Below are 12,042 nucleotides of genomic sequence, written 5' to 3'. Positions count from 1 at the left end.
GATAGCACCAACCTGTATCAAAAAACGTGATTGTGAGTTTTATCGATATTCAGGTCAGAAAAATGGAGGCGAAGAGTAGCACGATCTTGAAGATCTTCTCAAGAAAAAGCTGTTTGTGCTCGTGTAAGAAAAACGCTCAAGTAAGCTTTAATAACGAGCAAAGACTGCTTGAATTATGTGCGATGTCAAAATAATGTGAAATAGTTTCTTATTATTCATAATATCAATGTGATTTTTAATTGAAATTTAATAGTATATTATGTCATTTAATTTGTAGTTAGGGTTTTAAAATGTCAGACAGTTTACTTATCGTTGATGATTCATCGTTTTCTCGCCGAATGATCAAGCGCGCAATTCCACAAAGCTGGGAAGTAAGCATTACTGAAGCTTCGGGCGGAGAAGATGCACTTTCTCAATGCTCAAACTCTAATTTTGATATTCTTTTCCTTGATATTACAATGCCGGACATAGATGGTATTGAAGTGCTTAAGCGCCTTAAAACGATGGAATACAGTGCAAGTGTTTACGTTATTTCTGCGGATATTCAACCTGCAATACGTGAAGAAGCGTTCCAACTTGGCGCAAAAGGCTTTTTACCAAAACCGATCTCTGCTGAAGAGCTTGAATCATTTTTACGCCAGGAGGGCGTGCAATTATGAGTTCGATCCATTTAAATGCTGATGAGTTTGATGCGCTGCGTGAGCTGACTAATATTGGTATGGGCCGTGCAGGTGCTAAATTATCTGAGCTGTTTGAAAGTAAGGTGAAGCTATCTGTCCCTCATGTTGATTTAGTATCACAAGAAAAGATCACCGCTTTAGTCCAAGATTTTGGTCAAAAATCTGATCCAGTGAATATCGTGCAACAAGAATTCATTGGTGAAATGATTGGTCGCTCTTCAGTGATGTACGGTGGTGGAACGTTTACTTCATTAATGGGTTACTTAGGCTATGATGAAGAAGACGCAACATCAACGGCAACTCAACATGAAATTCTTAATGAGTTAACGAATGTCATTAATAGCGCGAGCCTTTCTGGTTTATCGGAAGAGTTGCAACTTGATTTACACCTGTCTCAGCCTGCAATTTTGTTCTTTGATACGCAAAGTACTCAAGTTGATGATAGCCGATTAGCGTACTCGGATTCAGATGCACATATTCTATTGATTGATATTAAGTTAGAGATCGAAGAGAAAGGCGTGCATTGTGACAATATTATCTCTTTAAAAGAGGAAGGGCTTATTAACCTAGTCTCTTCACTACGGAAACTGATGGCATGATAGAAAGTGGTGAATTTGATTTCTCTTCGGTTCTAGAGTCGATGTCAACAGCGGGCGTTTTTGCTGTTGACCGCCGTCTGAATGTGATTTTTTGGAATCGCTTCATGGAGATCCATAGCAAACTCAAATCAGAAGAGATTCTTAATCAGCACTTACCTCGGTTTTTCCCAGAACTCAAAGAGGGCTGGTTTGCCAAAAAAGTGCGTTCAGTGATGGTGCTAGGAAATCAATCCTACACCAACTGGACGCAACGTCCGTATTTGTTGCATTTCCCAACTAGTCAGTTTTCGGGCGTTGAGTCATCGCAAATGTATCAAAACTGTGCAATGTGGCCGTTGCTGGATACGAATGGCACCGTCCAAGGTGTATGTATCTCGATACATGATGTGACCGAGATGGCTCAAGCACAGTTGTTGCTTGAAGAGGCGACAGAGCAAGTACTGACTCTTGAAGAGACAAGTAACCGTGACGAACTCACTGGTTTATACAACCGTCGTTACTTCTTTGAACAGCTAAACCATGACATTGCGCGTTGTAAGCGCTATGAATGGTCTCTGACATACGCGATTTTTGATGTCGATAAATTTAAACATATCAATGATACCTATGGTCACCCAGTTGGCGATGAAGTCTTAAAAGAGCTGGGAAATCGTGTTCATCACTGTTTGCGAACATCTGATACGTTATGCCGTTTTGGTGGCGAAGAGTTTGTTCTTCTACTGCCTAATTTACCCGATGAATTCGCGCGCGGTGTATTAGAGAGAATTTGCCAATCTATCGCGAAAAAACCAATTACTGTCGATGGTGTAGACATTCCAGTTACGATCAGCGTGGGCGGCGGCATTGTGGATTTTGAAGTGCCTGCAAAAGATATTTTATCTGATACAGATAAAGCACTTTATAAAGCAAAACAAAGTGGCAGGAACTGTGTCGTAATGGCTTCTGATTGCAAGAATGATTGATTTTTATATGCTTCGATTAATATCAGAAAAGCCCTAGTGATTAGGGCTTTTTTGATCCGATAGAGTCAGAATGGCGATTAGAATATTAAACTCATCAAAAATCAAATGGATGCACTCAAGTCTTTCTTTGTTATTAATTATTGACCACCAATTTAACCACCAGTGGTTCACTTCCTAGATACAAGCCTATTAGGCTATGAAGTACCTTAACTCAACCCCCCTGCCTGACGCAAAGTATCAGCTTTGAGTTTCCTTCTCCAGTTACGTGATAGTTATTCATATCTCTATGGGTGTTATAGTGTCCATAAATTACAAAATAACGCTATAATAGACATTACTGTATCCAATAAGGCTGCGTATGAAATTTTCACTTTTAGATGATACCGATGTAAGCCAAGCTTTTTCTACTCATCTGCGTGGCTTACGCAAACAAGCGAAGCTATCGCGAGAGGCACTGGCCCAGCGTAGTTGTGTACCTGCTTCGACCATAAAAAAGTTTGAACTCACCGGACAAATTTCATTTCGTCAGCTGCTGCTTTTGTGGCAGTCGCTGGATTCACTAGACAGACTTTATCAATTGACACAAACAACGTCTGACCGTACCGCTTTACCGACCAGTATAGAAGAGGTGCTTAAAGATGAGCTTTAAATCCATCCAAAAGTTGAATGTGGAGCGCACTCTCACAACGGGCGAAACTGTATCTGTGGGTGTATTAGCGCAAAACCGCCAAGGTGTTTTCTTTCAGTACGATGAAAACTATATAAGCAGGTTTGGCAATTTATCCCCTTTTACGCTTCAAGATGATGCGCGATTGCAGCAAGCACAGAAAGGGCCGCACCAAGGCATTCACGGCGTTTTTGGTGATAGTCTTCCCGATGGTTGGGGTTTGCTGTTGCAAGATCGAGTATTCCGCCAACAAGGTATTTTGCCAGCACAAGTAACAGCAATGGATAGGCTGGCTTTTGTTGGCCAGCAAGGAATGGGGGCATTGTCTTTTACGCCTGTATCAGAGCTCTCATTAGAAAATCGTTCAGATATTGATTTGGAAACACTTGGCCTTGAAGCCCAAACCTTGTTCGACCAGTCCCTCTCTGATGAGTTAGACGGTAGCACTCAGCAAGTGTTAGCAACCTTGGTAGCCGTCGGTAGCTCTGGCGGTGCTAGACCTAAAGCGCAAATTTATATGCCTGCTGGCGACGCGACCCAATGCCGCACCTATGCACAACCTGGCGATGAAGCATGGTTAGTTAAGTTTACTTCTAAGAACTTAGCCTTGGGCCACGAAGAAGGTTTGTGTGAAGCGGCCTATTTAGAAATGGCTGGGTTGGCAAAATGTCAGCCACCGACGTGGCAGTTAATCGAAGCACCTACAAGTAGTGGTGCTAAAGCATGGCTTGCGTTAAAGCGTTTCGATTATTTACCCGCGCAAGAGAAGGCTGGGCGTTTACATATGCACAGTGCCTGCGGCTTATTGGATGCTGATTTTCGAAGCCCGAGCTTAGACTACAGCGACCTTATTAAAGCCAGTCGTCAACTCTGTAAGTCACCAGCTGCTGGGCAACTTCAATTTCGTCGCGCAATGTTTAACTTATTTGCCGCGAACCAAGATGATCACAGTAAGAACTGGGGCTTTTTACAGGCAGATAATGGAAGCTGGCAACTCGCACCATTTTACGATGTAACGTTTAGCCCTCACCCTTTTAACGAGCATGCTACTGCCTTTGCTGGCTACGGAAAAGCGCCACCACTCAAAGTGATGCAAAAGCTGGCTGCTAGTGCAGGCTTTGCTAATTGGAAGGAAGCGCAGCAATGCATTCAAGAGGTAGTTGATGCCACTAGTCAGTTTAGGCAGCTTGCTAAGCAACACGGGGTGAGTAAGACCACTGTGTCAGCGATAGAAAAAACACTTGCAGAGCGTAAGCAAGAAAATGCGGCATTGCTGGTTTGAGGTGGCGTTTCTTAAGTTGGCGTAGCATTAAGATAAAATAAGACGAGTAGATAAAACATGAAACCAGGTCGAAATGAACCTTGCTCTTGTGGCAGCGGTAAAAAGTACAAACGTTGCTGCATGAACAGTATATCTAAGCAACACGCATCAATGCTGGATGATATTGAGCAAGTTGCTGCAATGAACCCTAACTTGTCTATAGAAGAACTTAATATTGTTGCAGAGCAAAAAATGAAGGCGGCTAATGAACGGCCTCATCCTGACTTTTGTGGCCTTTCGCCAACACAAATGAGTAATTGGTTTTATGCACCTTTCAAGGAATTGGAACAGGTCACGATAAAGACGCCAGACGATCTTAAGACCAGCCCGGTGATGCGTTACTTAAAATTGATATTAGATGAAGCAATGCAAAACGATGGCTCATTTAAAGCCACCAGCAAGGGCAACTTACCGACAATAATCGTCAAACAGGCCAGTGAATTATTGCCAGAGTTTGCAGTATCTCAATTTGAACGACATATCAGTATCAGTGAATATGCAGGCAGTAACGAAGATAAATTTAATGCATTGCATTACAGCCGAGTGCTAGCAGAGATAGCGGGTATAATCTATCGCCGCAGTGGCCGTTATCATGTTAAAAAAGCAGCTCAAAAGCAGTACCTAGCACACGGCATTCAAGCGTTCTTTATCCCAATGCTCGAAGCGGCAACCTCTCAGTACAATTGGGGCTACCTAGATGGATGGGAGCACGAGATTGATTTAAGAACCTTCTGGCTATTTATGCTGTGGCGCTTGCAAAGTCATGGCAATACAAAGCAGTTGATTGAAGAGGTCATTACCGCATTCCCTGACTTACTGCTGAGATGCCCTGAAGATGAGTACTCGACCCCAAGTCAGCTACTAGGCACAATGATTGAATCGCGTTTTATTAAACGGTTTCTGGAGTTTTGGGGTTTTGTGACGGTTGCGCCAATGAAGCATATTGATGATTTCCGGGCGCCAAATAAAGTAGAAGTTCAGCCATTGATGACGCTCGCTTTCCAATTCAAGCTTGAAATCTGATAAAGGGAAGAGGATGTGTTAGATATCTCGATGCTAGATAAGGGTGTAAGTCAGCTAAAGGGGGTTATGCTTTGGATTTCAGGGATGTCATCATTACTTTTTAGCCGTTAACTTAATTATTAATGGCTATTGTTTTACCCACCGTTAACCTTTGTGGTAAATCTATCATGCCCACCATCGTATTAAATAATACGATGGTGGGAAGGTATTTTAATTACTTAAATACAATTGTAAATTTACTCGATATTCTGGATCTTCTCGTTGATTGTAAATTAAATTAATTTATTTATCATGTAGTTGAAGCCTGGTGTGCGAATGAAATATAAATATAACCACCACTTTAACCACCATGCAGTTACGCTCCCTTCACAATGAACTTAATCTGCTTGTTTTGAAACTCAGGTAACAATAGGTCACTTTCTAGAAGGTGACTTAAAAACATCTCTCCATGTTGTTCCGACAGTGTTTTTCCTCCAACCAAAGTGCTCCCACCAAACTGACTACAAAAACGATATGGATACATCGCTATTTTATGCTCTGCCGTCCAGTACCTCGCATGCAACCCTTTTTCCTTTATCTGTTCGGGTGACATTAACAAAGGAAATGATATGTATAGATTATCATGACACCATTTTGCATCTTTTAGTTGTCGCAGATACGCGCGATCTTTAGAGCAACGAGAAATCATGTTATCAATATGCGCTTTGATTAACTTACCAACTTGTATCTCAATAGCGCCATCATTAAGGTCACTCTTTATGCTTGGCTTTTCAATGGAGAGGATAAGCTTGCTTACATTTTTGCTTTTCCAATCTCTCAGAGGGCCGGACCAGATGTTTGATCTCAGGCTCGATGTTTCCTTAAATTGGCTAGCAACCCATTCTTCAATTTTGACTGAGCCATCATTAAAATGAAGCTCTTTCCAGGCAAAATTTTGCTGTATTAGGTTTCGCTTAAACTCACTTTCATTGGGGACAAACTCAACTACAGGTCTGTCTAGATTATCCTTAGCTTCATAGTGGTCCAATAATTTCTCTATTACCCGTTCATGAGTTTCAAAGCCAACGCTATGAGTGCTTAAGCGCTTGTAGAGCTCTTTACTGATTTTGATATCCATATAAACAACCTGCGATGTAATGATTTTACTTTTAATGTAAAAGCTATATATTTAATTGTAATGGCTATTCATACCTTGTCAAAGCCTGTTTATAACGCTTTGATGTGGACCTGTGCTCAAAATCAACTCAGATATATTTCATCTTCCTGGATAAACCGAGAACCAGGAGAATATGATGGAAATTATTAAAAATCGCAGTGACCGCTTTCTTCGATTACGCGATGTGATGGAAGTTACTACACTGTGCCGTAGCAGTATCTATCTCTTAATCAAAGCAGGTGAATTTCCTAGGAATTACGCAATTATGGGTAAGCGTAAAGCCTGGCTTGAAAGTGAGGTGCAAGCTTGGTTGCTAGCAAGAGTCAGTGCTCCATATTAGTTTAAGTATCAGTCGAGAGGCTATCGCTAATCTATAACAGGTTGGCGATGGCTTTTATGACTCTAGGATCTTTAATACCTAGTTCACCTAAACTCAGCATAAGAGCTTTAGCTTTTTCTTTTGTGCGCTGCATTGCGATCTCTACAGTATCATACGCTTTGAGAATGTCAGTTTTACAATAAGGTAAAGTATTCTCATCACCACTATCTCTTTTCATTACGGCGATTTGTCTAAATGTGTTTTGGCGTTCAATAAATGCTGAAGAAACTTGTTCTATTTTTTTTGTTAGTTGCTCCCTCCTCCTGGCTAGATCTTCCAACTTACCTTCATTAGTTGTTGGATCATTCTTACGCTCATGTTGAGAAATCGACTCATATGCTTCAAGTAACTCCGCAATTGCAAGGTAATGCTTGTTGTGTAGCTTCTTATCAATCCGTTCATTTATATACTCTTGAACCACCATATCATTGATAGATTTGATGGTGGCTTGTTGCACTCTTTCTAGCTCATCTTCAGTTATGGCCATCATCTGTTCAAAGAAACTTGCATTGAAAACGATTCGTTGTGGTAATGAAAAATTCTTAAAACTTCTCTTCTGGATGCTGATGAATTCGAGATCTTTTAGGGTTTGTATGGCAGCAGTTAGGCTTCTAGAGCTCATGCTTAAGCGATTCATTATCTCGTCGTTTTTTATAGTTAAAGACAATGTTGCATAATCCATTTCTGATTGAAGTAGGTTGCATAACTTAATCAAATTCACTTTTTTTGATGAGGACAACTTAAAGGAATTCTGACTTTCTAGGTAGCTCAGGGTTGTCAGTGGGTTGGTAATTTCCCCAAATTTATTAGCATCGCTTTGAAGTTTACGTAGCTTATCCATAAAGCCATACGGCTTTTCAACATTTGCGATGATGAAGGATACTTCCCCTAAAGCAGCAAAGTTAAGTACTTCAGTAGGGAGTGCGAGATGGTCTAAATTTAAGGCATTTCGGCAAAGTGGATATTGATATTTATGCACCTGTAAACTCTCGACATTACCGCTCTTGAAGACAATCCAGTAGCTAGTCGCAAAGGGAAGGGTAATAATCATGTCGTCATTTATTAATGCAAGTTGGTTCATAGCTAGTCTTCTTAATTTAGGGAGTTTCCATTTTGCAATGGAAGTTTCATAATTTATATCAAGAATTATGACATGGTATGAGCGGAGAAAGCCAGTTTTTGTAGCTTGTAAGTAACTTGTTATCTAGCTGTGATTTGAGCACTGTCGATATGGGTAATATATACGCTCTTTAATAGAGTGAGATGGCATGGCCATGCAGGGCAACACAGGTCAGGGAAGCAACAATTTTTACGAATGAAAAAGAAGAGGAGTGAACCCTACAGCAACTAGGAATTACCAATATACTATGCGAGTAGGTTAACATTACGACTAACGGCTCTCTCGCCTTGCCCTCCAAGGCTTAGTGGCCTACTTTTTATTTTTTGCAATAGTAGAGGGGAAATGTCGGTAATGGTAATACACTAGTACTTACCAGTTCATTAATAACCCCTAGGTTAGTAATGCGTTAGTGGAGCCAACTTAATAATTATAAAACCAGTATTCATTTGAACGTAACTCATCAATGGATACAAAGTAATGCCTAAACACCCAACCAATAAAAACCTGACACTCATCAAAGCAACTACCTTTAAAACCCTTCCTTTGGGAAGACCTCGCTACCAAGGGGCTTTTGAGTTTATAGAAGAGTATTTGAACACGAACATTAACGTGATGAATAGCGCACTACGCACTCACGCTAGAACGCTAGCAGTGAGGGTTGATTTGCACCTACCAAGACAAGCATCAGGGAATGCTTCCTTTAATAATTTTCAAGAAGCGTCAATTACACGTTTCATTAAATCTTTGAAAAGTAAAATTGGAAACCACATCTCACGTACCCGTCGTAATGGTAACAGTACTCACCGTTCAGAGGTGCAATACGTTTGGGTTTGTGAGCAAGGGGAAGATGGGCAAGATCATTACCACCTAGTCTTGTTTCTTAACAATGACACCTTTCGTCACCCTGGAATTAAACGTACAGGCCAAGAACCAAGTAAACTTATTAGTATGATTATCGGCGCATGGGGAAGTGCACTTAAAGTTGACTCGGATACTGCGTGGCATTTAGTAACAATTCCTCCTGGTGCTTCCTATCTCTTAGGTAACACGTTTAAACATGATGATACGTACTGTCTTTTGTTTCAGAGGCTTAGTTACTTCGCTAAGGTGAAATCCAAAGTTTATAAGGAAAATCGCAATAGCTATGGCAGTAGTCGTTTGCGCAGGCAAAGATAAAAAGTGCTAGTAATCTCATAGGGAGCTCTTCTGTCGATTGAACTATTTGGCAAAAAAAGACACCAAACACTACGGTGAGGGGCGTCGGAATTTTGGTACCAGTTATCGGTAGTCGTGAATGGAGGGTGTTTAGCCCTCCATTGTTTTAATCAAACCATGATGTAATGGTACTCCACGTATTACCCACCACTTCAATGGGTGCAAGGACGACATCAACAGCTGTCTCTACAGTGCCCGTTATAAGTTCGCCAGTCGCACCGATGATTTCACCATCACTCAGTTTATCGTAGGTATTACTCAGTGTATCAACGGTACCCTTGTATGCAGCCTCAATAGGTTTAGCTACAAGATCGCCAGGAGCCCCTACAACGGTGTTTACACTATCAGGCAAGCCAATGTATTCACCCACGTACTTGGCCCCTGTAGAGGCGATAGCGATGGTGCCTAGCGGACCTTTAGCAAACTGCTTAGCTGATTGACCGAGTAGACCTTGCCTAGCAGCAATATGAACGATTACATGACCGCCGTTACTCACTTGGTTAGACGTATGTCGCTGTTCAATGCAGCGGTTGACGAAGTGTTCACAATTGTTCGTGGCTACATCATAACCACGTTTGCCTAACTGCTGCCTTGCGTAATCAATGGCATCTTGTGGATAGGGCGAACGTCGTTTCACTCTGATTTCTTTATTATCAGAAAACGCAGCTAAGCAACTGAGTATGACTTGCTTAGCGTGAGCGCAAAGATGGATTACTTCGCCATTGCCAATGTATAAGCCATGGTGCTCAGTAACCCCCAGTACATCAACGTTCACCACCAGGTGATCGCCAGGTTGTAAGTGTTCCATGATAGAACCTCTCTTAGTTACAGTTCGAGTGATACGAAGTCTTTGTCGACTTCATCTTGAGTGATACCGATATAACGAAGCGTCACGCCCTCTGAGGTGTGGCGTAGCATCTTCATCACGCGACCGATATCTTTTGTGGATTGGTAGAGGAAGTACCCTCGTGTTTTGCGCATGGAGTGAGTACCCAGCGCAAGCTTGAGTTCTTGCCCTACTTGTTGAAAGGCCATAGACACCGCACGCCGAGAGATCGGCTGCGGCGGTTTATGTTTTAGTTGTTGGCATCGATGTGATTGAAATAGGTATACATGGTCTGGGTGCTTCTCTCGAACTCTACCAATGTGATCCCGTGCCTTGGTGTTTAACTGGATGTTCGCTAGCTTGCCCGTTTTGCTTTCACGAATAATGAGTCTGTCATCATTAATGTCTTCAAAGCGGATAGAGAGTAGGTCGGATATTCGTAGTGCCAGGTTTAACCCTATATGCCAAACGTCAGCCATTTGCGGATTACAACGAATAGCGAGTAAGTGGCCAATTAGTCGTATTGTGTCGTCGTCTTTGATCGCTTGGACTTCAGCCATAGCCTGCTTCCTTTTTTGTTTGTAGAAGGGTGTTTTGGGAAGCACAGAGAGGCCGACGCCGCCAAACCCTTATGTAGCAAGGGTTTCAAGCTTCCCGTTTTAACAATATGGGAAGCAGCAATATCAGCCGTTATCTGTGCTGGTGGATGTTGCTAGAAAGTGGAGGTTGAATTGTGGTGTGTTGTATTGACGATTAATGACCTCGTACTTCAATTTGGTCGTAAGCGTCCATGTCTAAGTAGGCGATAAAGTTTTCTTCCCACAATGGGTAGAGCTCCAGAATTGCGGGTGAACAAATACTCGTCCAACCTCCGTATCGAGTAAAAGCCGCTGAATTACCAAAATCAAAGTCGATATCTCGCTCAAGTTCGGGGTAAGGACCACCACAGTAACTAAAATCAGTGATGTACAAGAGCGTGTAGCGATTGTGGGTGTCTTTGCTCAATGAAATCTCCACAGGGTGATAACCACCGTTCTCAGCGTTGTAGCTTTTGTCTCTAAAGTTAATCACGATGTAATTGTCGCCGACTACCCCAGTATGTTGGTTCAGCACCTCAGCCAAGCGTTTCAATAGCGCATTGGATATTGGTAACGCTGCTTTGTTAAATGACAAGCTGTTTGATGTGTCGTTGAGTGGTGATTTAGCTGGCATAAGCGGCTCCTTACTCTTACAGACTGATTGATGGTTATTCATATCCAGCTCCTTTCAGCAAAAGAGACACAATGCTCACCAACCACAATGTGGTCGAGCACTCGCACATCAATTAACCCCAACGCATCAACCAGCCTGCTAGTAATGCGCTTGTCCGCTCTAGAGGGCTCGGCGATCCCTGATGGGTGGTTATGGGCCAGGATAACCGCAGCAGCATTAGCATTGAGGGCGGCCTTTACCACTTCTCTTGAATAAACACTTGCTGCATCGATGGTGCCAAAGAAAAGCTCTTCAAAACGAATAAGCTGGTGCTGGTTATCCAGCAGCATCAGTGCAAATACTTCACGGTCATACGAGCCAAGCTTTAGCTGTAGATACTCTTTCACGTTCTCTGGGTTCGTGAAGGTTCCTTCACGCTTGTACTTTCGCGCAAGCGCTTCGGCGGCATGCTCTAGCAGCTCATTGAGGCTAGAGGTTTGGTGAGCTGGATATTGGTTATTAGTTGGAATGGCTGGTCGAGATGTACGCATAGGGGCCTCCTTAGCTTTGTTTATTGGGCTATGCGTATTGATGAAATATATCTGAAAGGATTTTGAATGCAGGTTGGAGATAGTGAGGGATAAGGCAGGGGGCATCTAGGTAAAAAAATATTGGGGAGTCCTTGGTATGAGCGAGCTAATACAAAAGGATTCCCAGCATGAGATTTTTAAAACTACAACAAGTCATGGATAAAACAACACTTTGCCGCAGTAGCATCTACATCCTGATTAAAGCAGGTGAGTTCCCTGGAAACTATACCGTTATGGGCAAGCGTAAAGCCTGGTTAGAAAGCGAGATTGACGATTGGTTGATGGAGAGGATGCAATCAATAGAGTGAAAGAA

General features: G+C 42.3%; 15 protein-coding genes and 1 pseudogene. 10 read left to right on the top strand and 6 right to left on the bottom strand.

Going from position 1 to position 12,042, the window contains the following annotated elements:
- Positions 1–290 precede the first annotated feature (290 nt).
- The 6 genes from F0249_RS13245 (at position 291) to F0249_RS13220 (ending at position 5,252) form a co-directional block, all read left to right on the top strand.
- Complete coding sequence (locus tag F0249_RS13245; RefSeq protein WP_017052042.1) at positions 291–659, top strand: response regulator; 369 nt, start codon at positions 291–293, stop codon at positions 657–659.
- The gene (locus tag F0249_RS13240; RefSeq protein ID WP_017052041.1) at positions 656–1,279 is read left to right on the top strand and encodes a chemotaxis protein CheC; all 624 of its coding nucleotides are present in this window, start codon (positions 656–658) and stop codon (positions 1,277–1,279) included. The genes F0249_RS13245 and F0249_RS13240 overlap by 4 nt, the downstream gene beginning before the upstream one ends.
- A complete protein-coding gene (locus tag F0249_RS13235; RefSeq protein ID WP_113796209.1) occupies positions 1,276–2,241 on the top strand; it encodes a diguanylate cyclase in 966 nt (321 codons plus the stop codon). The genes F0249_RS13240 and F0249_RS13235 overlap by 4 nt, the downstream gene beginning before the upstream one ends.
- Positions 2,242–2,599: 358 nt before the next feature.
- Positions 2,600–2,890 (top strand): helix-turn-helix transcriptional regulator, encoded by a 291-nt coding sequence (locus F0249_RS13230; RefSeq protein WP_113796211.1) that lies wholly within the window; start codon positions 2,600–2,602, stop codon positions 2,888–2,890.
- The gene (locus F0249_RS13225; RefSeq protein WP_171756967.1) at positions 2,880–4,190 is read left to right on the top strand and encodes a type II toxin-antitoxin system HipA family toxin; all 1,311 of its coding nucleotides are present in this window, start codon (positions 2,880–2,882) and stop codon (positions 4,188–4,190) included. Before F0249_RS13230 ends, F0249_RS13225 begins: the two co-directional genes overlap by 11 nt.
- 57 nt (positions 4,191–4,247) lie before the next feature.
- Positions 4,248–5,252, top strand: a complete 1,005-nt coding sequence (locus tag F0249_RS13220; protein ID WP_113796215.1) for an SEC-C metal-binding domain-containing protein — start codon at positions 4,248–4,250, stop codon at positions 5,250–5,252.
- Between the two features lie 355 nt (positions 5,253–5,607).
- Here the strand turns inward: F0249_RS13220 and F0249_RS13215 are convergent, their stop codons facing one another.
- Positions 5,608–6,369, bottom strand: a complete 762-nt coding sequence (locus F0249_RS13215; RefSeq protein WP_171756966.1) for a hypothetical protein — start codon at positions 6,367–6,369, stop codon at positions 5,608–5,610.
- A gap of 175 nt (positions 6,370–6,544) precedes the next feature.
- On the opposite strand from F0249_RS13215, the gene F0249_RS13210 reads away from it, so the two are divergent.
- Positions 6,545–6,748 (top strand): AlpA family transcriptional regulator, encoded by a 204-nt coding sequence (locus F0249_RS13210; protein WP_171756965.1) that lies wholly within the window; start codon positions 6,545–6,547, stop codon positions 6,746–6,748.
- A 31-nt stretch (positions 6,749–6,779) separates the two neighbouring features.
- Here F0249_RS13210 and F0249_RS13205 read toward each other — a convergent pair whose 3' ends face one another.
- On the bottom strand, positions 6,780–7,868 hold the full coding sequence (locus F0249_RS13205; RefSeq protein ID WP_171756964.1) for a hypothetical protein: 1,089 nt from the start codon (positions 7,866–7,868) through the stop codon (positions 6,780–6,782).
- Positions 7,869–8,384: 516 nt separating this feature from the next.
- Here F0249_RS13205 and F0249_RS13200 point away from each other — a divergent pair.
- Both F0249_RS13200 and F0249_RS13195 read left to right on the top strand, forming a co-directional pair.
- On the top strand, positions 8,385–9,083 hold the full coding sequence (locus tag F0249_RS13200; RefSeq protein WP_171756963.1) for an inovirus Gp2 family protein: 699 nt from the start codon (positions 8,385–8,387) through the stop codon (positions 9,081–9,083).
- A gap of 31 nt (positions 9,084–9,114) precedes the next feature.
- Positions 9,115–9,195: pseudogene (locus F0249_RS13195) on the top strand (inovirus-type Gp2 protein); the annotation flags it as partial.
- 33 nt (positions 9,196–9,228) lie between these two features.
- On the opposite strand, the gene F0249_RS13190 reads toward F0249_RS13195, so the two are convergent.
- From F0249_RS13190 to radC, 4 genes are all read right to left on the bottom strand, one after another.
- Positions 9,229–9,930 (bottom strand): lecithin retinol acyltransferase family protein, encoded by a 702-nt coding sequence (locus F0249_RS13190; protein ID WP_171756962.1) that lies wholly within the window; start codon positions 9,928–9,930, stop codon positions 9,229–9,231.
- Positions 9,931–9,947: 17 nt separating this feature from the next.
- Positions 9,948–10,508 (bottom strand): tyrosine-type recombinase/integrase, encoded by a 561-nt coding sequence (locus tag F0249_RS13185; RefSeq protein WP_171756961.1) that lies wholly within the window; start codon positions 10,506–10,508, stop codon positions 9,948–9,950.
- A gap of 193 nt (positions 10,509–10,701) precedes the next feature.
- Positions 10,702–11,160: a DUF2787 domain-containing protein gene (locus F0249_RS13180; RefSeq protein ID WP_171756960.1), complete on the bottom strand. Its 459-nt coding sequence runs from the start codon at positions 11,158–11,160 to the stop codon at positions 10,702–10,704.
- A 38-nt stretch (positions 11,161–11,198) separates the two neighbouring features.
- The gene (gene radC / locus F0249_RS13175) at positions 11,199–11,690 is read right to left on the bottom strand and encodes a DNA repair protein RadC (RefSeq protein ID WP_171756959.1); all 492 of its coding nucleotides are present in this window, start codon (positions 11,688–11,690) and stop codon (positions 11,199–11,201) included.
- 167 nt (positions 11,691–11,857) lie between these two features.
- Between radC and F0249_RS13170 the strand changes: the two genes are divergently transcribed.
- Positions 11,858–12,037, top strand: coding sequence for an AlpA family phage regulatory protein (locus F0249_RS13170; RefSeq protein WP_171756958.1), 180 nt, complete (start codon positions 11,858–11,860; stop codon positions 12,035–12,037).
- Positions 12,038–12,042 lie beyond the last annotated feature (5 nt).

The sequence above is a fragment of the Vibrio sp. 03-59-1 genome (genome assembly GCF_013114135.1).
In the GTDB taxonomy this organism is placed as follows: Bacteria; Pseudomonadota; Gammaproteobacteria; order Enterobacterales; family Vibrionaceae; genus Vibrio; species Vibrio cortegadensis.
Note: the sequence above shows the minus strand (reverse complement) of the source record. Positions and strands in the feature narration are given on the sequence as shown.

Excerpts from the sequence above, each read along its gene's own strand:
- F0249_RS13245 (WP_017052042.1), top strand. The coding sequence starts at position 291 with ATGTCAGACAGTTTACTTATCGTTGATGATTCATCGTTTTCTCGCCGA.
- F0249_RS13170 (WP_171756958.1), top strand. The coding sequence starts at position 11,858 with ATGAGATTTTTAAAACTACAACAAGTCATGGATAAAACAACACTTTGC.
- F0249_RS13205 (WP_171756964.1), bottom strand. The coding sequence starts at position 7,868 with ATGAACCAACTTGCATTAATAAATGACGACATGATTATTACCCTTCCC.
- F0249_RS13235 (WP_113796209.1), top strand. The coding sequence starts at position 1,276 with ATGATAGAAAGTGGTGAATTTGATTTCTCTTCGGTTCTAGAGTCGATG.
- F0249_RS13220 (WP_113796215.1), top strand. The coding sequence starts at position 4,248 with ATGAAACCAGGTCGAAATGAACCTTGCTCTTGTGGCAGCGGTAAAAAG.
- F0249_RS13210 (WP_171756965.1), top strand. The coding sequence starts at position 6,545 with ATGGAAATTATTAAAAATCGCAGTGACCGCTTTCTTCGATTACGCGAT.
- F0249_RS13240 (WP_017052041.1), top strand. The coding sequence starts at position 656 with ATGAGTTCGATCCATTTAAATGCTGATGAGTTTGATGCGCTGCGTGAG.
- F0249_RS13225 (WP_171756967.1), top strand. The coding sequence starts at position 2,880 with ATGAGCTTTAAATCCATCCAAAAGTTGAATGTGGAGCGCACTCTCACA.
- F0249_RS13200 (WP_171756963.1), top strand. The coding sequence starts at position 8,385 with ATGCCTAAACACCCAACCAATAAAAACCTGACACTCATCAAAGCAACT.
- F0249_RS13180 (WP_171756960.1), bottom strand. The coding sequence starts at position 11,160 with ATGCCAGCTAAATCACCACTCAACGACACATCAAACAGCTTGTCATTT.
- F0249_RS13185 (WP_171756961.1), bottom strand. The coding sequence starts at position 10,508 with ATGGCTGAAGTCCAAGCGATCAAAGACGACGACACAATACGACTAATT.
- F0249_RS13215 (WP_171756966.1), bottom strand. The coding sequence starts at position 6,369 with ATGGATATCAAAATCAGTAAAGAGCTCTACAAGCGCTTAAGCACTCAT.
- F0249_RS13230 (WP_113796211.1), top strand. The coding sequence starts at position 2,600 with ATGAAATTTTCACTTTTAGATGATACCGATGTAAGCCAAGCTTTTTCT.
- radC (WP_171756959.1), bottom strand. The coding sequence starts at position 11,690 with ATGCGTACATCTCGACCAGCCATTCCAACTAATAACCAATATCCAGCT.
- F0249_RS13190 (WP_171756962.1), bottom strand. The coding sequence starts at position 9,930 with ATGGAACACTTACAACCTGGCGATCACCTGGTGGTGAACGTTGATGTA.